This window comes from Streptomyces sp. NPDC127114, from assembly GCF_042677525.1.
Lineage (GTDB): Bacteria > Actinomycetota > Actinomycetes > Streptomycetales > Streptomycetaceae > Streptomyces.
In genome coordinates this window covers 194,388-215,832 of record NZ_JBHXTJ010000002.1, presented here as the reverse complement: position 1 = coordinate 215,832, position 21,445 = coordinate 194,388, and the positions used below count along the sequence as shown (strand labels likewise).

The 21,445-nt window shown below is 71.6% G+C and carries 14 protein-coding genes; 5 read left to right on the top strand and 9 right to left on the bottom strand.

Annotated features, from left to right (window positions below):
* The first annotated feature begins 39 nt into the window (after positions 1-39).
* On the top strand, positions 40-1,266 hold the full coding sequence (locus ACFVGS_RS03040; RefSeq protein WP_384419171.1) for an acyl-CoA dehydrogenase family protein: 1,227 nt from the start codon (positions 40-42) through the stop codon (positions 1,264-1,266).
* A gap of 106 nt (positions 1,267-1,372) precedes the next feature.
* On the opposite strand, the gene ACFVGS_RS03035 is transcribed toward ACFVGS_RS03040, so the two are convergent.
* On the bottom strand, positions 1,373-2,416 hold the full coding sequence (locus tag ACFVGS_RS03035) for a helix-turn-helix domain-containing protein (protein WP_384419169.1): 1,044 nt from the start codon (positions 2,414-2,416) through the stop codon (positions 1,373-1,375).
* A gap of 279 nt (positions 2,417-2,695) precedes the next feature.
* Between ACFVGS_RS03035 and ACFVGS_RS03030 the strand changes: the two genes are divergently transcribed.
* Entirely contained in the window at positions 2,696-8,854 is a 6,159-nt protein-coding gene (locus tag ACFVGS_RS03030) for a DNRLRE domain-containing protein (protein ID WP_385689823.1), read from the top strand.
* A gap of 138 nt (positions 8,855-8,992) precedes the next feature.
* Here ACFVGS_RS03030 and ACFVGS_RS03025 read toward each other — a convergent pair whose 3' ends face one another.
* Together ACFVGS_RS03025 and ACFVGS_RS03020 are read right to left on the bottom strand one after the other, a co-directional pair.
* Positions 8,993-9,205: a hypothetical protein gene (locus ACFVGS_RS03025; RefSeq protein WP_385689821.1), complete on the bottom strand. Its 213-nt coding sequence runs from the start codon at positions 9,203-9,205 to the stop codon at positions 8,993-8,995.
* A gap of 348 nt (positions 9,206-9,553) precedes the next feature.
* Positions 9,554-10,045 carry a VOC family protein gene (locus ACFVGS_RS03020; RefSeq protein ID WP_385689818.1) on the bottom strand — a complete coding sequence of 164 codons (492 nt, stop codon included), beginning with the start codon at positions 10,043-10,045 and terminating at the stop codon, positions 9,554-9,556.
* A gap of 147 nt (positions 10,046-10,192) precedes the next feature.
* Here ACFVGS_RS03020 and ACFVGS_RS03015 point away from each other — a divergent pair, with 147 nt between their 5' ends.
* Entirely contained in the window at positions 10,193-11,563 is a 1,371-nt protein-coding gene (locus ACFVGS_RS03015; RefSeq protein ID WP_385689815.1) for a cytochrome P450, read from the top strand.
* 11 nt (positions 11,564-11,574) lie between these two features.
* Here ACFVGS_RS03015 and ACFVGS_RS03010 read toward each other — a convergent pair whose 3' ends face one another.
* Together ACFVGS_RS03010 and ACFVGS_RS03005 are read right to left on the bottom strand one after the other, a co-directional pair.
* Positions 11,575-12,351 (bottom strand): putative protein N(5)-glutamine methyltransferase, encoded by a 777-nt coding sequence (locus ACFVGS_RS03010; RefSeq protein WP_385689812.1) that lies wholly within the window; start codon positions 12,349-12,351, stop codon positions 11,575-11,577.
* Entirely contained in the window at positions 12,344-12,826 is a 483-nt protein-coding gene (locus tag ACFVGS_RS03005; RefSeq protein WP_384419154.1) for a glutathione peroxidase, read from the bottom strand. Before ACFVGS_RS03005 ends, ACFVGS_RS03010 begins: the two co-directional genes overlap by 8 nt.
* A 50-nt stretch (positions 12,827-12,876) precedes the next feature.
* Here ACFVGS_RS03005 and ACFVGS_RS03000 point away from each other — a divergent pair, with 50 nt between their 5' ends.
* Positions 12,877-13,098, top strand: a complete 222-nt coding sequence (locus ACFVGS_RS03000) for a DUF6011 domain-containing protein (RefSeq protein ID WP_384419153.1) — start codon at positions 12,877-12,879, stop codon at positions 13,096-13,098.
* Between the two features lie 11 nt (positions 13,099-13,109).
* Here ACFVGS_RS03000 and ACFVGS_RS02995 read toward each other — a convergent pair whose 3' ends face one another.
* Together ACFVGS_RS02995 and ACFVGS_RS02990 are read right to left on the bottom strand one after the other, a co-directional pair.
* The gene (locus ACFVGS_RS02995) at positions 13,110-13,973 is read right to left on the bottom strand and encodes an acyl-CoA thioesterase (protein WP_384419150.1); all 864 of its coding nucleotides are present in this window, start codon (positions 13,971-13,973) and stop codon (positions 13,110-13,112) included.
* 41 nt (positions 13,974-14,014) lie between these two features.
* The gene (locus ACFVGS_RS02990) at positions 14,015-16,528 is read right to left on the bottom strand and encodes a DEAD/DEAH box helicase (RefSeq protein WP_385689808.1); all 2,514 of its coding nucleotides are present in this window, start codon (positions 16,526-16,528) and stop codon (positions 14,015-14,017) included.
* A 155-nt stretch (positions 16,529-16,683) separates the two neighbouring features.
* Between ACFVGS_RS02990 and ACFVGS_RS02985 the strand changes: the two genes are divergently transcribed.
* On the top strand, positions 16,684-17,475 hold the full coding sequence (locus tag ACFVGS_RS02985) for a metal-dependent hydrolase (RefSeq protein ID WP_384419144.1): 792 nt from the start codon (positions 16,684-16,686) through the stop codon (positions 17,473-17,475).
* A 275-nt stretch (positions 17,476-17,750) separates the two neighbouring features.
* On the opposite strand, the gene ACFVGS_RS02980 is transcribed toward ACFVGS_RS02985, so the two are convergent.
* Together ACFVGS_RS02980 and ACFVGS_RS02975 are read right to left on the bottom strand one after the other, a co-directional pair.
* Positions 17,751-19,532, bottom strand: a complete 1,782-nt coding sequence (locus ACFVGS_RS02980) for an ABC transporter ATP-binding protein (protein WP_385689804.1) — start codon at positions 19,530-19,532, stop codon at positions 17,751-17,753.
* Entirely contained in the window at positions 19,529-21,385 is a 1,857-nt protein-coding gene (locus tag ACFVGS_RS02975) for an ABC transporter transmembrane domain-containing protein (protein ID WP_385689801.1), read from the bottom strand. The genes ACFVGS_RS02980 and ACFVGS_RS02975 overlap by 4 nt, the downstream gene beginning before the upstream one ends.
* Between the last annotated feature and the right edge of the window lie 60 nt (positions 21,386-21,445).

The window sequence follows — 21,445 nt, the reverse complement described above, 5'->3', positions numbered from 1 at the left end:
ACTGGTGTTACCGCAAGTAACACACCGCCGGAGGGAACCATGGCCGAGTTCACGCTCGAACTCAACGACGACCAGAAGCAGGTGCGCGACTGGCTCCACGGCTTCGCCGCCGATGTGATGCGCCCCGCGGCCGCCGAGTGGGACGAGCGTGAGGAGACCCCCTGGCCGATCATCCAGGAAGCCGCCAAGCTCGGAATCTACTCCCTCGACTTCTACGCCCAGCAGTTCTTCGACCCGACGGGTCTCGGCATCCCGATGGCCATGGAGGAGCTCTTCTGGGGCGACGCCGGCATCGCCCTCTCCATCGTCGGCACCGGTCTCGCCGCCGTCGGCGTCCTCGCCAACGGTACCGAGGAGCAGATCGGCACCTGGGTCCCGCAGATGTACGGTGACGCCGACGACGTCAAGGTCGCCGCCTTCTGCTCCTCCGAGCCCGACGCCGGATCCGACGTGGCCTCGATGCGCACCCGCGCCGTCTACGACGAGGCCAAGGACGAGTGGGTGATCAACGGCACGAAGACCTGGGCGACCAACGGCGGCATCGCGAACGTCCACGTCGTCGTCGCCGTCGTCGACCCCGAGCTCGGCTCCAAGGGCCATGCCTCCTTCATCGTGCCGCCGAACACGCCCGGCCTCTCCCAGGGCCAGAAGTTCCAGAAGCACGGCATCCGCGCCTCGCACACCGCCGAGGTCGTCCTGGAGAACGTCCGCGTCCCCGGTCACTGCCTCCTCGGCGGCAAGGAGAAGCTCGACGAGCGCCTCGCCCGCGCCCGCGAGCGCGCGAAGAACGGCGGCGAGCGGGTGAAGAACGCGGCCATGGCCACCTTCGAGGCCTCCCGCCCCGCCGTCGGCGCCATGGCCGTCGGCACCGCCCGCGCCGCGTACGAGGTCGCCCTCGACTACGCGAAGACCCGCGAGCAGTTCGGCCGCCCGATCATCGACAACCAGGGCGTCGCCTTCCAGCTCGCCGACATGCGCACCCAGATCGACGCGGCCCGGCTGCTGGTCTGGCGCGCCTCCTGGATGGCGACCGCCGGCAAGCCCTTCACCTCCGCCGAGGGCTCGATGTCCAAGCTGTACGCGAGCGAGGTCGCCAAGAAGGTCACCGCCCAGGCCATCCAGATCCTCGGCGGCAACGGCTACACCCGTGAGTACCCGGTGGAGCGGATGCACCGCGACGCGGCGATCTACACGATCTTCGAGGGCACCAGCGAGATCCAGCGCCTGGTGATCGCCCGCACCCTCTCCGGCATGCCGATCCGGTAGCGGGAGGTACCCGCAGGACGCGTATGACGTCGACGGCGATGAAATGCCCTCCCGGAAGTCCGGGAGGGCATTTCATCGCCGCCGAATCGTGCCGACAGCGTTTGCGCTACCGCGGGCAGCTCTCGGCCCGTCGGCGCAGTGCCGTGGGCGTGTGGCCGGTCCAGCGAAGTACCGCGCGGCGCAGGGCGCGGGCGTCGGCGTAGCCGTTCCGTTCGGCGATCACGCCGACGGGCAAGTCCGTGGCGCTGAGCAGGTGTGTGATGTCGGCACGGCGGATGGCCTCGACCTCAGCCGTCCAGGTCGTGCCGTGCTCGTCGAGGCGGCGCTGGAGCGTGCGTGGGCTGATGGCCAGGCGTGACGCCGTGGCGGCCAGCGTCGCGCCGTCGTCGCAGGCCGCGTTCTTGAGGGCGATGCGGAACAGGTCGAGCCAGCTGCGCAGGGGGATCGAGTCGGTGATCGTTTGCTCGGCGTGTCTTCGCAGCACGGCGGAGAGGCCCGGCTGGGCGTACGGCACGGTCTCCTGCAGGTCGCCGGCGTGGAAGGTGATGGAGCTGGCCGGGCGCTCGAAGTCGATGTCGCGGGTGCCGTAGAGGGCGTGCAGCGCGCCATGCTGACGGGGCGTCTGCGTGGCGAGGGCGACACGGACGGGGACGAGTTCCTTCCGCAGGGCGGTATTCAGCCGGTGACGTATGAGGCCGAGCGCGTAGGCGCGGACGGCCGAAGCGGCGTCGTCACTCAGGTCGGCGCCGCTCACATGACTGAGGGTGATCTCATGGCCGTCCTGGACGACGGACATGGACTCGGTTCCGGTATCCCCGATCGCGGCGAGGAACTCCGTGGCGTCGAGGAGGCCTTCGAGCGGGGTGGACGCCGAGGTGAACAGGTAGTCCCACACGCCTAGCCGGCCGAATATCGACTGCTCGGTCATCAGCTGGGCCACCTCGGTCCAAGGGGCCTTGTTGACCATCAGTTCCCAGAGGCGAATGTTCGTGGCCGCAGGCGTCCGGTATTGGTTCCCTTCCAAGTGCGTGGGATTCATGCCGAGCAGGCCGGCATAGCGGTCCCTGGCGATGCCCAGGAGGTCCGCGGCCCTGGCGTTGGTGCGGGTGAGGGCAGTGGAAATGGTCCCCAGATGCATTGGCGCTGACACGAGCGGCCACTTTAGGTCAACGATGCAGCCGGATTCCTCCAAGTCAACGATTTACCGCTGCTGTTGGCGCGAGATGTCCCCTGGGTGGCGCCTTCGGACCTGGGTTTGACGGTGCACAGACATCTAGCGTCCAGCTTGGTGCCGGGGTGGTGACGCAGTGGAGCGGAGATTCGGGGGTCAGGCGCGATTGCTGTCAGCGGCCGGCTCTTCGTCGCGCCCTGCCCCGCACGTGACCTGGACACGACTTCGCAGGGGAGAGATCTCGTAGTGAGTGAGCGTATGGATCTGCCGGACAGATGGGGCAGAGGGCCGAGACGGCTGCGCCGCGGTGCGCTGCCTCGGATAGCCCTGTCCCTGGCCGGTCTGATGACCTTGGAGGCCGCCGCCATCGTGGCCACCACAGGCCAGGCGGTGGCGCTGTCGTCGCAGGCGGAGGCCGCCGCACAGCAGCCGGTGTACGCGACGGAGGCCGCGGACCTGGCGTCCGCCCAGGTCGCGGCCCGGTTGTCCGGGAAGCGGGTGGAGGCCACGTCGCAGCGCACGGAGTCGTCGACGACGTGGGCGAATCCCGACGGCACGGTGACGACGGACAGCGCGTCGGGCCCGGTGCGCTTCCGTGACGGGGCGACGGGCCGGTGGCGGGACATCGACGTCCGACTGACGAAGCGGGACGGCGTGATCGCCGCCAAGGGGCACCCGCTGGGGCTGCGTCTCGCGGGGAAGACGCCGGCCGCGCAGGCGGCGAAGGTGCGTGCGTCGGGCGCGGCGGGCGAGCCGGGGACGGCGGAGGTTCCGCTGGTGACGCTGACCGCGGGCGAGGGCCGCGAGCTCGGCCTGTCGTGGCGGGGCGCGCTGCCGGAGCCCAAGCTGTCCGGTACCACGGCGCGGTACGAGGACGCGCTGACGGCGACGGACCTGGTCATCGAGTCGACCCGGACGGGCTTCGAACAGTTCCTGGAACTGAAGAATCGTTCCGCCGTCGAGGCGAACGGTGCGGTCACGCTGACGCTGAACGCCAGGGGCGTCAAGGCGCGGGCCAATGACGACCGTTCGGTGACGTTCGTCGACGCCAAGACGGGCAAGCAGGTCGGTCTGCTGCCGGCGCCGGTGATGTGGGACGCCTCCGTCGACCCGCGGTCCGGCGAGCACGGCCGCCGGGCGGACGTCGGCCTGAAGGTGACCCAGCGCGGCGACCGCGTCGACCTGACGCTGACGCCGGACGCCGACTTCCTGGCGGACCCGGCGACGAAGTACCCGGTCACCGTCGACCCCGCCGTCAACATCGGCTCCAGCTTCGACACGTTCGTGCAGCAGGGCTACACGACCGACATGTCGACGTCGACGGAGCTGAGGCTCGGCAACAACGGCTCGGGCCAGATCGCCCGTTCGTTCCTGCACTTCCCGATGGCGGGCATCTCGGGCAAGCAGGTCCTGAGCGCCAAGCTCAACCTGTTCAACTTCGCCTCCTGGTCCTGCTCGCCGAGCAACTGGGAGGTGTGGGACACCCCGCACGCCTCGACCGCCTCCCGGTGGACCAGCCAGCCCGGCTTCACGAACAAGTGGGCCACGTCCTCGGCGACGAAGGGCTTCTCGTCCTCGTGCGCCGACGGCTGGGTGAGCCAGGACATCAAGAACCTCGCCGTCGCCTGGGCCGCCAACGGCAACAGCAGCAACGCGATGGGCATCAAGGCCACCAACGAGAGCGACCCGAACTCGTGGAAGCGTTTCAACTCCGGCAACGCCGCTTCCCACACGCCGTACATCTCGGTCACGTACAACACGATCCCGGTCGCCGGGAACCCGATGACCGTCACCCCCGGCCGTACGAACGCGGGCAAGAACTGGACGACGTCGACGACGCCCGCCCTGTCGTACACCGCCAGTGACGCGGAGACCACCTTCCTGCGGCAGAAGTGGGAGGTGTGGGAGGGCACCACCAACCTGGAGGTGTACGACACCGGCACCGAGGACGCCGTCACGAACAAGACGGTGTCCCACACCGTCCCGGCCGGCAAGCTGGTCAACGGGCACACCTACTGGTACAAGGGCCGCATCTACGACGGCAGTTCCTGGTCGAACTGGACGCCGTCGGTGTACTTCACCGTCGACACCGGGAAGCCGGCCGCGAGCGCCGTCTCCTCCGCCGACTTCCCGGCCAACACCTGGTCCGGCACCCCGGACGCGACCAACACCTTCTCCGGCACCTTCACCTTCACCCCGCCGACCACCGACGTGGCCTCGGTCGAGTACAGACTGGACTCCGCCGCCACCTGGCAGTCCGCGGCCACCACGGGTGCCGCCGTCAGCAGGACGCTGACCTTCCCTGCGGGCAGGCACACCGTCACGGCGCGCACCGTGGACCCGGCGGGCAACATTTCCGCCCAGAGCACGTACGTGTTCTACGCGGGCTCGGGCGCGGCACTGCTGACCCCGGGGCAGGGCGAGCGTCCGGCCCGTCGAGTGGGCCTGTCGGCCGAGGGCCTGACGACCTACACCGGCGTGACGTACCAGTACCGCCGCGGTGAGACGGACACCTGGAAGAACGTGCCGGTGGCCGACGTGCGTCAGGGTGCAGGTACGGTCTCCGCCTGGCCCGTCACGGTGACGAACGGCAAGCCGGCCGGACTGACCTGGAACATCACCGACACCCTGCCCGAGGACGGCCCGATCGAGGTCCGCGCGGCCTTCACGGACGGTTCGACGACCGCGTACTCCCCGGTCAACGAGATCACCGTGGACCGCAACGCGGGCACTGCTCCGGAGACCGAGGAAGGACCGGGTTCGGTCAACCTTCTTACCGGCAACTACACCCTTTCGGCCACGGACGCCTCCCACTTCGGTCTCTCCGCGTCCCGCACGGCGTCCTCGCGACTGCCGGACGCCGGGGCCAAACAGGACGGACAGGCGGCCATCTTCGGTCCGCAGTGGACCTCCGGCACCAATGCCGCGAGCGACGACTCCACGTGGACCTTTCTGAAGAAGACCTCTGCGACGTCCGTGGCGCTGGTCGACCCAGAGGGCAGGCAGGTGGGCTTCACCGCCACCAGCGGCGGCGGCTGGAAGGCGGAACCCGGTGCCGAGGAGCTGGCGCTGACCGGCTCGCTGACCGGTTCCTTCAGCCTGAAGGACACCAACGGGGTGACCACCGCCTTCACCAAGACGGATGCGGCCGCCACTTCCTGGCAGTCGTCGTCCACCGTTGTCGAAGGCGTCGCGCAGTCGACCACCACGGTGATCTCCGAGGCGGTGACGGTCGACGGAAAGAAGCTGTCCCGCCCGAGGCTGGTCATCGCGCCGACGTCCGCCACCTCGGCCGCGGAGTGCTCGGCGAATCCCGGCACGAAGGGCTGCCGGGCGCTGGAGTACGTCTACGCCACGAGCTCCACGGCGACCGATGCCGCCTTCGGCGACGTGACCGGTCAGGTGAAGGAGGTGCGAGCCTGGTCCACCGAACCGGGCGCCGCGACGGCAACCGCCAGGACCGTCCAGAAGTACCTTTACGACGGATCCGGCCGCCTTCGGCAGACGTTCAACCCGCAGATCAGCCCCGCTCTGATCACCGCCTACGCCTACGACGAGGCCGGCCGGGTCACCACCCTGACCCCTCCCGGACAGCTGCCCTGGTCGTTCACCTACGGCAAGGCCGGCAACGCCGCCACCGCGGGCGACGGCATGCTGCTGAAGGTCAGCCGTTCCGGCCTGCAACAGGGAACCAAGGACGTCGAGTCCGGTACCGCGACGGTGAGCCTCGTCTACGACGTGCCGCTCACCGGCGACAAGGCGCCCTACAAGCTGGGACCGACGGACGTGCGGGCATGGGGGCAGACGGACGCGCCCACCGACGCCACGGCGGTATTTCCCCCTGACGCCGCGCCCGCAACACACGACGGTGCGGGCCTGGCCGCGGGTGACTACCGGCGTGCGTGGGTGACGTACACCAACGCGTCCGGGCGTGGCGTGAACACGGTCGCTCCCGGCGGGAACGTCACGACGACCGAGTACGACCGATTCGGGAACACCATCCGTGAGCTGACCGCCGGCAACCGGGCCCTTGCGCTGGGCGGCACCGCTGCCGACCAGGCGAGGCTCAACGACCTGGGCATCAGCGGCCTCACTGCCGAGGACCGTGCCCTTCTGCTCTCCACTCAGTCCGTCTACGACTCCAAGGGCACACGGAAACTGGAGGACCTGGGCCCGCTGCGTCGCATCACTTCGACCGGTGGCGGCGACTCGACCGTGGCCCGCTCCTGGACGGTCACCGAATACGACACAGGGCGCCCCGCCGGCGCGACGGTGGAGAACCAGGTCACCAAGGTCACCAGCGGTGCCCAGGCGCTCGGGTCCAGGACCATGACCGATGCGCGTGTGTCGCAGACCGACTACGACTGGACCAAGGGCCTTGCGACCAAGATGATCAAGGACCCTGCCGGTCTGGCGATCACCACCGCCACCGAGTACGACGCACAGGGCCGCGCCACGAAGCAGTTGTTGCCGGAAGCGAGCGGCACGGACGCAGCGACCCGCGTGACCACGTACTGGTCCGCATCCGGCACCGGTACGTGCCAGGGACGGCCGGAGTGGGCCGACCAGCTCTGTTCCACAGGCCCGGCGGGCACCATCACCGGCGGCGGTTCGAATCCGTCGGAGCGTCCGACCACCACCACCGAGTACGACTGGTGGGGCAACCCGGCCAAGCTCACCGACACCGCCAACGGCGTCACCCGCACCACCACCAACACCTACGACACCGCCGGCCGCCTCACCAAGAGCGCCATCACAGGCGGACTCGGCCAGGCCGTCCCGGAGACGACGACCGAGTACGACCCGACCACGGGTCAAGTCGTCAGGATGACGTCGCCGACGGGCGGCACGATCACCAAGGAGTACGACAAGCTCGGCCGCCAGATTTCCTACACCGACGCCAACGGAGGCATCACCCGGACCGAGTACGACCTGCTGAACCGTCCGGTCAGGACCACGGACAACGCCCCGTCCACCGTCACCTACACCTACGACACCAGCGCCGAGCCCCGTGGCCTGGTCACCTCCACCACGGACTCCGTCGCCGGAACCTTCGCCGCCGGCTACGACGCCGACGGTTCCGTCGCCACCGAGAAGCTGCCCGGCGGGTACACCCTCACCGTGACCGGGGACACCACCGGCGCGACCCGGTCCCGGGTCTACACCCGTGACAGCGACAAGCAGGTCGTCTACTCCGACACGGTCGAGGAATCCGTCCACGGCCAGGTCACCGAGCACGCCGGCTGGTCCGCGCAGGACTACACCTACGACGCCGCCGGTCGTCTGACCGGCGTCGACGACACCGTGGGTGACATCTGCACCAGCCGTACCTACGGCTTCGACAAGCGCACCAACCGCACCTCCCTCACCACCGCGGCCGGCACGGCGGGCGCCGCCTGCCCGACCACCGGGGGCACCACGGTCGCCTCGACGTACGACAGCGCCGACCGCCTGATCGGCGCCGGCCACGTCTACGACGCCTTCGGCCGTACCACCGCCACGCCGGGCAGCCAGGTCGCCTACTACGCCAACGACCTGGTCCACCAGCAGACCACCGGCAACCAGCGCCAGACCTGGAACCTGGATCCCGGATACCGGTTCGGCTCCTGGACCGTCGAGGAGAAGACGGACGGCGTCTGGACCAGGACCGCCGACAAGGTGAACCACTACGGCAACGACGGTGACAATCCCCGATGGATCACCGAGGACGTGAACGACGGCACCATCAGTCGTCACGTCAACTCGGCCACGGGCGACCTCGCCGCCGTCACGAGCGGCAGCGGCGGTACCGTCCTCCAGTTGACCAGTGTGCACGGAGACGTCGCTCTCCAGCTCCCGCTGGACCCCAACGATGCGCCCCTGGTCCTGGACAACGACGAGTACGGTGTCCCACGCTCCGGCCAGCCCGCCGTTCGCTATGACTGGCTCGGCGCGAAGCAGCGCTCCGGCGAGACCCTCAGCGGCCTGATCCTCATGGGGGTGCGCCTGTACAACCCGGACAGCGGGCGCTTCCTCTCCGAGGACCCGTTCTACGGGGGCAATGCCAACGCCTACGAGTACTGCTACGGAGATCCGGTCAACTGCACCGATCTGAGCGGACAGTGGTCCTACAGTACGTGGGGCTCGTTCTGGTCCCCCTACCGGCACATCAAGATCTACACCACGCGCAGCGAGGCCGGCTGGCTGGCCTTCACCGCGGGTGCCGTGGGGCAGTTCCTCGGCGTCGTCGCCAGTCACAGCATGTCGCCACATCTCAAGCTCGCCGTCAGAGCGGCGCGCTACTACGCCTGGTACATCGCCAGTGTGAGCGGATACGCATGGAAGCGGGGCAAGGGAGTCGTCATCTACACCTACGCCATTCTCTTCCCCTTCCCCCACGCCGCGATACCCACCGTCTGGCCCAGGGGAGGTTGGTAGTGAGCCCACGCGTGACGCGCCGGATCAAGTGAGCGCCACGCGACCGTAGTTCCTCTCCGCGCGTGGGGGTGGTCCCGATCGAGGCCACCCCCACTTCTCGTGCACCCCAGCGACGAAGAAGGCTCGGAAGCGGGCGTCTCAGGCCGCCTCGTACTCGTGGGCGTGACCACCCCTCCACTCGACCCATCGCGGGTCGTCCAGAAGGGCCTCTGCGTCGTCGAGTCCGGCGCGACGCAGGAATTCCACGACGTCCTCGTCGCTGTGCGCGAGGCCGAGGATCCGGTCGTCAAGCGCCGTGACACGCCGGCCGCCGGAGGGGCTGGGGCGGTGGACGACTATCGGGGCAGCCATGCCTCCAGGGTGCGTCGAGGCCGGCCGTCGGGCACGCCGAGCAAGTCCCCTCACTGTCGGTGACGGGTCGTGCCGTGCTGTCATCCGTCCGCGTCCGGCGACGCGAATACCGGCCCCGTCCGTTGGGCCCTTCCGCCGGCGCGCTGCGACCGACGGGCGGCGCCCATCCCGGCATCGGCGGGCGTGGCAGTCATGGCAGCGCCCGCTGATGAGCCCCCGCTCAGCCGACGTGCATCAGCGGGGACTCCGTCGCTTCTACCGCCGAGGGGGCCGAATCGAATGCACTGAGCCCGACCCGGAATCGCGGCCCCCGTCCTGCGGGCACGCCTGACCGCCGGACGGACGGGATCACACCACGCAGAACTCGTTGCCCTCCGGGTCCTGGAGCACCACCGCGTAGTAGTCCATCCCGTCCGGCTCGTCCATCGTGTACAGCACGGACGCGCCGAGCGCCGTCAGCCGGGCCACCTCGCCGTCCACCCGGGAGCGGCGCTCGGCGAGCGGTACCGCCCGGCCGCCGCCGACCTTCAGGTCCAGGTGAAGCCGGTTCTTGGCGGTCTTCGGCTCGGGAACCTGCTGGAACCAGACCCGCGGCCCGGTGCCCTTCGGGTCCACGATCGACTCGGGGAGCAGCCCGGCTTCGTCGCCCAGTTCCTCCTCGGGCACGCCGATCGCCCGCCAGTACGACTGCCAGTCCGCATGGCCCTCCGGCGGGGGCTCCGGCACGTACCGCAGGGCCTCCGCCCAGAAGGGCACGAGGCGCTGAGGCTCGGCGCAGTCGATCGTGACCTGGAGGATCATCTCGGGCCTGTCGGCGCTTCCGTCCGCGTTTTCATCCATGCGGCACAGCCTCCCAGACACCACTGACAACGGCCCTGCGGCGCCGGCCGGCGACGGCCCACGGCGGTCCGACGCGCCGCCTACCGGCCGGTCACCACGTGCGGCAGAATCGACCCGCCACCGACGCTCACAAGGGGGAACAGCACGATGGCGACGACCAACGCTCCGGCGGTACCCGAGCTCACCGGACTCCCGCTGCTCGGCTCGCTGCTCGACCTGAAGAACGACTCGCTCGGCACCTTCCTCAAGGCCCGGCGCGACCACGGTGACGTCGTCCGGATCACCGCCGGACCGCCCGGGTTCCGGGCCACCGTCCACTGCGTGTTCTCCGCCGAGGGCGCCCAGCAGGTGCTCGCCGGAGACGCCGCCAACTTCCGCAAGGACAACGCCTTCTACCAGGAGATCCGCGAGTCCTTCGGCAACGGCCTGCTGACCAGCCAGGACGGCGACTACCTGCGCCAGCGGCGGCTCGTCCAGCCGCTGTTCACCCGCCGCAGCGTCGACACCTACGCCTCCGCCGTCGCCGACGAGGTCACCCGGCTCACCGACGGCTGGCGCGCCGCGGGCGACGGCACCGTCGACGTCGTCCACGAGATGACCGGACTCGCGCTGCGCGCCGTCGCCCGCATCCTCTTCGGCACCGACGTCGACGCCGCCGTGGGCATCGTCGAGCGCTGCTTCCCGGTGCTCGGCGACTACGTCTCCCGGCGCGGCTACTCGCCGCGCAAGCCCCCGCGCTCCTGGCCCCTGCCCGACAACCGGCGGGCGGCCGTCGCGCACGAGGAGCTGTACGCCGTGTGCGACCGGATCATCGCCGAGCGGCGCGCGGCCGGCCCGGACGCCGCCCAGGGACGGGACCTGCTGACCCTCCTGGTGGCCGCGGGCGACGAGGACGGCGGCTTCGACCCCGCCGAACTGCGGGAGCAGGTACTGGTGTTCCTGCTCGCGGGGCACGAGACGACCGCCACCTCGCTCGGCTTCGCCCTCCACCTCCTCGCCCGCCACCCCGAGCAGCAGCGGCTGGCCCACGAGGAGCTGGACCGGGTCCTGGCCGGCCGCACGCCCGGCGCCGCCGACCTCGACGAGCTGCCGTACCTCACCCGCGTCCTCAAGGAGGCCATGCGGCTGTTCCCGGCGGCCCCGGCCATCGGGCGCCGGGCCGTCGAGGCCGTCGAGATCGGCGGGCACCTGATCCCGGCCGGCGCGGACGTGATCGTCTCCCCGTGGGTGACCCACCGCCACCCGCGCTACTGGGACGACCCGGAGCGCTTCGACCCGGACCGTTTCCTGCCCGAACGCGAGGCCGGGCGCCCGCGCTACGCGTACTTCCCCTTCGGCGGCGGGCCGCGCGCCTGCATCGGGCAGCACTTCTCGATGCTGGAGTCGGTGATCGCCCTGGCGATGATCCTCCAGGCCTACGAGCTGGAGGCGATCGACACCCAGGTGCCGCTCTCCTCGGCGATCACCCTCCAGGCCCTCGGCCCGGCCCGCTGCCGTCTGAAGGCCCGTACCGCCTGACGGGAGCCCGGTCACGGACGGGCCGCCACCAGCACGGTGGCGTACAGCTCCTCGTCCTCCAGGATCTCGGCCGTGAGGCCGTGCGCGGTGACCGCCGCCACGGCCAGGCCGGCCTGGCGCTCGCTGGTCTCCACCAGGAGCCGGCCACCCGGGGCCAGCCACCGCGCGGCCCCGGCCGCGACCCGGCGCAGCACGTCGAGACCGTCCGTGCCGCCGTCCAGGGCCACCAGGGGCTCGTGCTCGCGGGCCTCGGGCGGCAGCAGGGCCACGTCCTCGCTCGGCACGTACGGCACGTTCGCGACCAGCACCTCGATCCGGCCGCGCAGCGCGTCCGGCAGCGGCTCGAACAGGTCGCCCTCGTACACCCGGCCGCCGCGCGGCTCGATGTTGCGCCGGGCACAGCGCACCGCGGCCGGCTCGATGTCGGAGGCGTGCACCTCGACGTCCGGGACCGAGGCGAGCAGCACCGCGCCCGCCGCGCCGGAGCCGCAGCACAGGTCGACGCAGACGGCGCCCGGGCGGGCCAGGGCGACCGCCCGGCCGACCAGGAACTCGGTACGCCGCCGGGGCACGAACACCCCGCCGTCGACCTCGATCCGCAGCCCGGCGAACTCCGCCCAGCCCACGACGTGTTCCAGCGGCAGTCCGGCGGCGCGCCGCTCCACCATCGCGTCGAGCTCGGCCGGACCGGACGCGGCCGCCCGCAGCAGCTCCGCCTCCTCCTCGGCGAAGACGCAGCCCGCGGCCCGCAGCCGGGCCACCAGGGCCTGCCCCGCCGGCTCAGGCAAGCTGGGCCTCGATCGCCGCGACGAGCTCCGGTGCCTGCGGCTCGGTGCGCGGGCGGAACCGGGTGACCACGCCGTCCCGGCCGATGAGGAACTTCTCGAAGTTCCACTGCACGTCGCCGGCCTCGCCGTCGGCGTCCGCGACCCGGGTCAGCTCCGCGTACAGCGGGTGCCGGCCGGAGCCGTTGACGTCCGCCTTCTCCAGGAGCGGGAAGGACACGCCGTACGTCGTCGAGCAGAAGGTACGGATCTCCTCCGCGCTGCCCGGCTCCTGGCCCGCGAACTGGTTGCAGGGCACCCCGAGCACCGTGAAGCCGCGCTCGCCGTACTCCTTCTGCAGCTGCTCCAGGCCCTCGTACTGCGGAGTGAGACCGCACTTCGAGGCCACGTTCACGACCAGGACGGCCCGGTCGCGGAAGTCGGCGAGCGAGAGCGGCTCGCCGGCCAGGGTCGTCAGCGGGATCTCGTACAAACTCATGGGAAAAGGTCCTGTCACACGTTGTCACACCGATGGGGTTTGATCTCAGCATGGGAGACGAACCATTGGCAATCGACATCGGTTCCGGGGGCCCGGCCGACGGCGACGGCCCGCGCCGCGTGTGGTGCCGGCTGTGCGGGCGCCCGCTCACCGGCACCGCGTCCCGGCGCACCGGCCTCGGCCCCTCGTGCGACGCGAAGCTCCACCCGCCGGGCCCGGACATCCGCACCCGCCGCCACGAGGTCGAGCAGGACCCGCTGCCCGGCACCTAGGCCGGGGCCGGCTACAGCTTGCGGAAGAGGCCCTCCTGGACGACCGACACGAGCAGCCGGCCCTCGCGGTCGTAGATCCGGCCGCGGGCCAGGCCGCGCCCGCCGGTCGCGATCGGCGACTCCTGGTCGTACAGGAACCACTCGTCCGCCCGGAAGGGCCGGTGGAACCACATCGCGTGGTCCAGGGACGCCATGTCGAAGCCGCGCGGGCCCCACAGCGGCTCGACGGGGATCCGGACGGCGTCGAGCAGCGTCATGTCCGAGGCGTAGGTGAGGGCACAGGTGTGCACCAGCGGGTCGTCGCCCAGCGGCCCGACCGCCCGCATCCACACCGCGCTGCGCGGGTCCGCGTCCGTGACCTCCTCCTTCGTCCAGCGCAGCCGGTCCACGTAGCGGATGTCGAAGGGCTGGCGGCGGGCCATCCGCTCCAGCGCCTCCGGCAGCGCGCCCAGGTGGTCGCGGATCTCGTCCGCGAGGTTCGGCAGGCTGTCCGGGTCCGTGAGGTGCCGCGGCGGCAGCTGGTGCTCGAACGCGCCCTCCTCGGGCAGGTGGAAGGAGGCCGTCAGATTGAAGATCGTCCGGCCCTCCTGGACCGCCGTGACCCGCCGGGTGGTGAAGGAACGCCCGTCGCGCACCCGCTCCACCTGGTAGACGATCGGCACGCCCGGGCGGCCGGGCCGCAGGAAGTAGGCGTGCAGCGAGTGCACCGGGCGCTCGTCGTCCACGGTCCGGCCGGCGGCCACCAGGGCCTGCCCCGCGACCTGCCCGCCGAAGACCCGCTGGAGCGACTCCTGCGGGCTGCGGCCGCGGAAGATGTTCACCTCGATCCGTTCCAGGTCGAGCAGGTCCACGAGTCTCTCGGCGGGGTTGGTCACGTCCGTACTCCGTTCGCAGGTCCGCAGAGTCTGCGGAGGGTCTACAGCTGTCCGACCGACGTCACGCGGACGACCGCGCGGCCCTCCTCGTCCGAGGCCGCCAGGTCCACCTCCGCGCTGATGCCCCAGTCATGGTCGCCGTTCGGGTCGGCGAAGGTCTGCCGGACGCGCCAGAGGCCGTGCTCGGGGTCCTCCTCGATGGACAGCAGCTTGGGGCCGCGCGCGTCGGGGCCGGTGCCGAGGTCGTCGTACTCGTCCCAGTACGCGTCCATCGCCTCGCCCCACGCGTCCGCGTCCCAGCCGGACTCCGCGTCGAGCTCGCCCAGCTCGTCGACGTTGTCCAGGGCCGCCAGCTCCACCCGGCGGAACATCGCGTTGCGCACCAGGACCCGGAACGCGCGGGCGTTCGCCGTGACCGGCTTGACCTGGTCGGCCTGCTCCTGCGCCTCCTCGGCGGTCTGGATCTCCGGGTTCGCCAGCTGCTCCCACTCGTCGAGCAGCGAGGAGTCGACCTGCCGCACCATCTCGCCGAGCCAGGCGATCAGGTCCTCCAGGTCCTCCGTCTTCAGGTCGTCCGGGATGGTGTGGTCGAGCGCCTTGTACGCGCTCGCGAGGTAGCGCAGCACGATGCCCTCGGTCCGCGCCAGCTCGTAGAAGGAGGTGAACTCCGTGAAGGACAGCGCCCGTTCGTACATGTCGCGGATGACCGACTTGGGCGAGACCGGGTGGTCGCCGACCCACGGGTGGGACTTCCGGTAGACGTTGTACGCGTGCCACAGCAGCTCTTCGAGCGGCTTCGGGTACGAGATCTCCTGGAGCCGCTCCATCCGCTCCTCGTACTCGACCCCGTCGGCCTTCATCGCGCCGACCGCCTCGCCGCGCGCCTTGTTCTGCTGGGCGGCCAGGATCTGCCGCGGGTCGTCGAGGGTGGACTCCACCACCGACACCATGTCCAGCGCGTACGACGGCGACTCCGGGTCGAGCAGGTCGAAGGCGGCGAGCGCGAAGGTCGACAGCGGCTGGTTGAGCGCGAAGTCCTGCTGGAGGTCGACCGTCAGGCGGATGGTGCGGCCCTCGGCGTCCGGGGTGTCCAGCTGCTCCACCACGCCCCCGTCGAGCAGCGAGCGGTAGATCGCGATGGCCCGGCGGATGTGGCGCAGCTGGTTCTTGCGCGGCTCGTGGTTGTCCTCCAGGAGCTTGCGCATCGCGTCGAAGGCGTTGCCGGGCCGGGCGATCACCGACAGGAGCATCGTGTGGGTGACCCGGAAGCGGGAGGTCAGCGGCTCCGGCTCGGAGGCGATCAACTTCTCGAAGCTGTTCTCGGTCCAGCCGACGAAGCCCTCGGGGGCCTTCTTGCGGACCACCTTGCGGCGCTTCTTCGGGTCGTCGCCGGCCTTGGCGAGCGCCTTCTCGTTCTCGATGACGTGCTCGGGTGCCTGCGCCACGACGAGACCGGCGGTGTCGAAACCGGCCCGGCCCGCCCGGCCGGCGATCTGGTGGAACTCCCGGGCCCGCAGCGTGCGCACCCGGTTGCCGTCGTACTTGGTCAGGGCGGTGAACAGCACCGTGCGGATGGGCACGTTGACGCCGACGCCGAGGGTGTCGGTGCCGCAGATGACCTTCAGCAGACCCGCCTGCGCCAGCTTCTCCACCAGGCGCCGGTACTTCGGCAGCATGCCCGCGTGGTGCACGCCGATGCCGTGCCGGACATAACGCGAGAGGTTCTTGCCGAACTTCGTGGTGAAGCGGAAGTTGCCGATCATCTCGGCGATGGCGTCCTTCTCCTCGCGCGAGCACATGTTGATGCTCATCAGCGACTGCGCCCGCTCCACGGCCTGCGCCTGGGTGAAGTGGACGATGTAGACGGGCGCCTGCTTCGTCTCCAGGAGTTCGGTGAGGGTGTCGGTGATCGGCGTGAGCCGGTACTCGTACGACAGCGGGACCGGCCGGGTCGCCGAGCGGACCACGGCGGTCGGCCGGCCGGTGCGCCGGGTCAGGTCCTGCTCGAACATCGACACGTCGCCGAGGGTCGCCGACATGAGCACGAACTGGGCCTGCGGGAGCTCCAGGATCGGGATCTGCCAGGCCCAGCCGCGGTCCTGCTCCGCGTAGAAGTGGAACTCGTCCATCACGACCTGGCCGATGTCGGCGTCCTTGCCGTCGCGCAGCGCGATCGAGGCCAGCACCTCGGCGGTGCAGCAGATGACCGGCGCGTCCGCGTTCACGGAGGCGTCGCCGGTGAGCATGCCGACGTTCTCGGTGCCGAAGATCTTGCACAGGTCGAAGAACTTCTCCGACACCAGCGCCTTGATCGGCGCCGTGTAGAACGTGACCTGGTCATTGGCCAGCGCCGTGAAATGCGCACCCGCCGCGACCAGCGACTTTCCGGAGCCCGTGGGCGTGGAAAGGATCACGTTGGCCCCGGAGACCACCTCGATCAGCGCCTCTTCCTGGGCCGGGTAGAGCGTGATGCCCCGGTCCTCCGCCCATGAGGAGAAGGCCTCGAAGAGGGCATCGGGGTCGGCGGTCGGCGGCAGCTGATCGATAAGGGTCACGCCCCCATCTTGCCTGGATTCCGCACGGATGAGGGAACCGGCCACCGGATCGAAGATCACGGACGATAGGCTGGCCCGTCGACCGGCCGCGCGGCCGGCGCACGACCGGGCGTCAACTGGACGCCGGCGCGCGAGGAATGGGGCGGGGAACGACCATGATGGGACCGGCGCACTCGCTGTCCGGAGCGGCGGCCTGGCTGGGCGTCGGAGCCGCGGCCGCGGCCTTCGACCACCCGATGCCGTGGCCGGTTCTGGTCGTCGGCGCGCTCATCTGCGCCGGTGCGGCCCTCGCACCCGACCTCGACCACAAGGCGGCGACCATCTCGCGGGCCTTCGGGCCGGTGTCGCGGGTTCTGTGCGAGATCGTCGACAAGCTGTCGTACGCCGTCTACAAGGCGACCCGCTCCTCCGCCGACCCGCGCAGGTCCGGCGGCCACCGCACGCTGACCCACACCTGGGTGTGGGCGGTCCTGATCGGCGCCGGCGCCTCGGTCGCCGCGGTGACCGGCGGGCGCTGGGCGGTCCTGGCGATCCTCTTCGTCCACCTCGTCCTCGCGGTCGAGGGCCTGCTCTGGCGGGCGGCGCGGATGTCCAGCGACGTCCTCGTGTGGCTGCTCGGCGCGACCAGCGCCTGGATCCTCGCCGGCGTCCTGGACCAGCCGGGCAACGGCGCCGGCTGGCTCTTCACCGGCCCCGGCCAGGAGTACCTGTGGCTCGGCCTGCCGATCGTGCTCGGCGCCCTGGTCCACGACATCGGCGACGCCCTGACCGTCTCCGGCTGCCCGATCCTCTGGCCCATCCCCGTGGGCCGCAAGCGCTGGTACCCGATCGGCCCGCCGAAGGGCATGCGCTTCCGGGCGGGCAGCTGGGTCGAGCTGAAGGTGCTGATGCCGGCGTTCATGCTGCTCGGCGGCGTGGGCGGCGCTTCGGCACTGGGCTTCCTCTAGCCTGTCCGGCGGATCAGGACCGGAGGCCCTAGGGGGCTCGCCGATCGGCCCGGGCCGCGCGGTCGGCAGGGCCGGGACGACATCGGCGCCGGCGCCGACCGTGGCCCAGCCGCCGTTCGGGCGTCGCCGCCCCGGGCCAGTCGACGAGGCACCTTCCAGGGGTCGCGCGCGAGCGGCGGTGGCGCCGGCAGCACCGCTGCACCCCCGGCGACCGGGCCCGCGGCGAGGTGCCGTGCCGGACGCCGCGGACCCGGCCAGGATCCGGTAGGGACGGCCTAGCCGTGCCAGGACCGCCACAGGGCCGCGTACGCGCCGTCCGCCGCCACCAGTTCCTCGTGGCTGCCCAGCTCGCTGATCCGGCCGCCCTCCACCACCGCGATCAGGTCCGCGTCGTGCGCCGTGTGGAGGCGGTGCGCGATCGCGACGACCGTGCGGCCCTCCAGGACCCGGGCCAGCGAGCGCTCCAGGTGACGGGCCGCGCGCGGGTCGAGGAGCGAGGTCGCCTCGTCCAGGACCAGCGTGTGCGGGTCCGCGAGGACGAGCCGGGCGAGGGCCACCTGCTGGGCCTGGGCCGGGGTGAGCGCCAGGCCGCCCGAGCCGACCTCGGTGTCCAGGCCCTCCTCGACGGTCCGCGCCCAGCCGTCCGCGTCGACCGCGGCGAGCGCCTCCCACAGCTCGTCGTCCCCGGCGCCCGCCCGGGCGAGCAGCAGGTTGTCGCGGAGCGTGCCCACGAAGACGTGGTGCTCCTGGTTGACCAGGGCCACGTGCTCACGGACCCGCTCGGCCGGCATCCGCGCCAGCTCCGCCGCACCGAGGGTGACCGCGCCGGAACGCGGGGCGTAGATCCCCGCGAGCAGCCGGCCGAGCGTGGACTTCCCGGCCCCGGACGGCCCGACCAGGGCGAGGCGGGTGCCCGGGGCTACGTCCATCGACACCCGGTGCAGCACGTCCACGCCCTCCCGGTAGCCGAAGCGGACCTCCTCGGCCCGCACCGCGCGGCCCTCGGGCCGCAGCTCCGGGTCACCCGCCTCCGGCTCGATGTCCCGGACGCCGACGAGCCGGGCCAGGGACACCTGGGCCACCTGGAGCTCGTCGTACCAGCGCAGGACGATCCCGATCGGGTCGACCAGCATCTGCGCGAGCAGCGCGCCCGTGGTCAGCTGCCCCACGTCCATCCAGCCCCGGAAGACGAACAGGCCGCCGACCACCAGCACCGAGGTGATCACCAGGGTGTGGGTGAGCGTGACGACCGGGAAGAGCACCGAGCGCAGGAACAACGTGTAGCGTTCCCAGCGGGTCCATTCCCGGACCCGCCGGTCCGACAGCTCGACCCGCCGCCCGCCCAGGCGGTGCGCCTCGACCGTACGGCCCGCGTCCACGGTCTCCGCCAGCGCCGCGGCCACGGCCGCGTAGCCGGCGGCCTCCGAGCGGTACGCGGACGGCGCCCGGCGGAAGTACCAGCGCGCGCCGACGATCAACAGCGGCGCGGCGAAGAGCAGCGCGGCCGCCAGCGGCGGCGCGGTCACCGCGATGCCGCCGACGAGCAGCCCCGCCCACACCACGCCGATGACGAGCTGCGGCACGGCCTCGCGCATGGCCTCGGCCAGCCGGTCGACGTCCGTGGTGATCCGGGACAGCAGGTCGCCCGTCCCGGCCCGCTCCAGGACGCCCGGCGGCAGGGCCACCGACCGCACGAGGAAGTCCTCGCGCAGATCGGCCAGCATCTCCTCGCCGAGCATCGCGCCGCGCAGCCGGACCAGGCGCGTGAAGACCGTCTGGACCAGCAGGGCCACCGCGAACAGGGCGGCCGTGCGCTCCAGGTGGAGCTCCCGGGCGCCCGCCGTGAGGTCGTCGACGACCGAGCCGAGCAGATAGGGCCCGGCCATCGACGCGGTCACGGCGATCCCGTTGACGGCGACGAGCGCCGCGAACGCGCCCCGGTGACGGCGCAACAGCTCCCTGACGTACGTCCGCACCGTCGACGCCGTGCCGACCGGGAGGGTGGTCGCCGACTGCGGTGCGGCCGGGTCGTACTCCGGCGGGGCCACGCCGATCATGCCGATTCTCCTTCGAGTTCCTCGGTCGCCTCGAGTTCCCGCAGTTCGTCGTCCAGGGCCGCGCCGGCGAGCTCCTCGTCCGTCTCGCGCGTGACCACGGCCCGGTAGCGGGGCTCCCGGGCCAGCAGCTCGCGATGGGTGCCGGTCGCGACGGCCGTGCCGCCGTCGACCAGGACCACCCGGTCGGCGAGGTCCAGGAGCAGCGGCGAGGAGGCCAGGACGACGGTCGTCCGGCCGGCCCGCAGCCGCTTGATCCCGGCCGCGACGCGGGACTCGGTGTGCGAGTCGACCGCCGAGGTCGGCTCGTCGAGGACGAGCACCTCCGGGTCGGCGACCAGCGAACGGGCCAGCGCGAGCCGCTGCCGCTGACCGCCGGAGAGCGACCGGCCGCGCTCGGTGATCCGGGTCCGCATCGGGCCGCCTCCGGTGTCCACGGACGCCTGTGCGAGGGCGTCGAGCACGTCGCCGCACTGGGCCGCGTCCAGCGCGTCGGCCGCCGCGACCTTGCCGGAGGACGGCACGTCGAGCAGCTCCCGCAGGGTGCCCGAGAGCAGCACCGGATCCTTGTCCTGGACGAGGACCGCGGTACGGGCCGTGTCGAGCGCCAGCCCGTCGAGCGGGACGCCGCCGAGCAGCACGGAGGCGTGCTCCTCGCCCGGCTCCGCCGGGTGGCCGCCGAGCCGGTCCGCGAGCCGGCCGGCCGCGTCCGGGTCGCCGCAGACCACCGCCGTGAGTCCGCCGGCGGGGGCCCGCACCCCGGTCACCGGGTCGTACAGGTCACCGCTCGGCACCTCCTCGCCGGCCCCGGCCCCCGTCCCCGTCCCCGTCCCCGCCCCGGCCCCGGCCGCGGGCGTGGCCGTACGCGACAGGGCGAGCACCCGCGCGGCGCGCCGCGCGGACGGCCGCGAGAACGAGTACGCCATGGCGATCTCCTCGAACGTGCGCAGCGGGTGGTGGGTCAGCGCCACCGCGCCGTACACCGTGACGAGTTCGCCGATGCCGATCCGCCCGTCGAGGGCGAGCCGCGCGCCGTGGACGACGACGCCGACGAGCAGCAGGCCGGGCAGCAGCACCTGGATCGCGGCGATCAGCGCCCACATCCGGGCGCTGCGCACCGCCGCCCGGCGCACCTCCTGGGAGGCCGACCGGTAGCGGCGGAGGAACAGCTCCTCGCCGCCGATGCCGCGCAGCACCCGCAGACCGGCGACGGTGTCGGAGGCCAGCTCGGTGGCCCGGCCGGCCTTCTCGCGCTGCTCGTCGGCCCGGCGGGTGGCGCGGGGGAGCAGCGGCAGCGCGGCGAGCGCGAGGACCGGGACGCCGAGGGCCACGACCAGGCCGAGGTCCGGCTCGTACAGCACCAGACCCACGCAGACGATCACCAGCGCGATCGCGGACGACGCGAACCGCGAGGCCGCCTCGACGAACCAGCCGATCTTCTCCACGTCGGACGTGGACACGGCGACGACCTCGCCCGCCGCGACCCGGCGGGTCAGCACCGAGCCGAGCTCGGCGGTCTTGCGCGACAGGAGCTGCTGGACGCGCGCGGCGGCCGTGATCCAGTTGGTGACGGCCACCCGATGGACCATCATGTCGCCGGCCGCGATGGCCAGGCCGAAGGCGACGAGCAGCCCGATGCCCAGGCCGAGCCGGCCGCCGTCGCGGTCCACGACCGCCTGCACGGCGACGCCGACACCGAGCGGAAGACCGGCGATGCCGAGCTGCAGGAGCAGGCCCCACAGCAGACACCTCACCTGCCCGCCCAACTGTTTCCGGCCGAGCCAGAGGAGGAACCGGGAGCCCGAGCGGACGTCCGGCATTCCCGGGTCGGCATACGGTAGATCGCGAATCTGCATGACGTTCCCAGCGCTTTCGACCGATGCCGTGGACCGGTCACGTGACGTCCCGAACCGCTC

Coding starts and splice junctions, on each gene's coding strand:
- ACFVGS_RS02985 (WP_384419144.1), top strand. CDS start 16,684: ATGATGGGACCGGCGCACTCGCTGTCCGGAGCGGCGGCCTGGCTGGGC.
- ACFVGS_RS03000 (WP_384419153.1), top strand. CDS start 12,877: ATGGGAGACGAACCATTGGCAATCGACATCGGTTCCGGGGGCCCGGCC.
- ACFVGS_RS02975 (WP_385689801.1), bottom strand. CDS start 21,385: ATGCAGATTCGCGATCTACCGTATGCCGACCCGGGAATGCCGGACGTC.
- ACFVGS_RS03030 (WP_385689823.1), top strand. CDS start 2,696: ATGGATCTGCCGGACAGATGGGGCAGAGGGCCGAGACGGCTGCGCCGC.
- ACFVGS_RS03015 (WP_385689815.1), top strand. CDS start 10,193: ATGGCGACGACCAACGCTCCGGCGGTACCCGAGCTCACCGGACTCCCG.
- ACFVGS_RS03025 (WP_385689821.1), bottom strand. CDS start 9,205: ATGGCTGCCCCGATAGTCGTCCACCGCCCCAGCCCCTCCGGCGGCCGG.
- ACFVGS_RS03040 (WP_384419171.1), top strand. CDS start 40: ATGGCCGAGTTCACGCTCGAACTCAACGACGACCAGAAGCAGGTGCGC.
- ACFVGS_RS03005 (WP_384419154.1), bottom strand. CDS start 12,826: ATGAGTTTGTACGAGATCCCGCTGACGACCCTGGCCGGCGAGCCGCTC.
- ACFVGS_RS03020 (WP_385689818.1), bottom strand. CDS start 10,045: ATGGATGAAAACGCGGACGGAAGCGCCGACAGGCCCGAGATGATCCTC.
- ACFVGS_RS02980 (WP_385689804.1), bottom strand. CDS start 19,532: ATGATCGGCGTGGCCCCGCCGGAGTACGACCCGGCCGCACCGCAGTCG.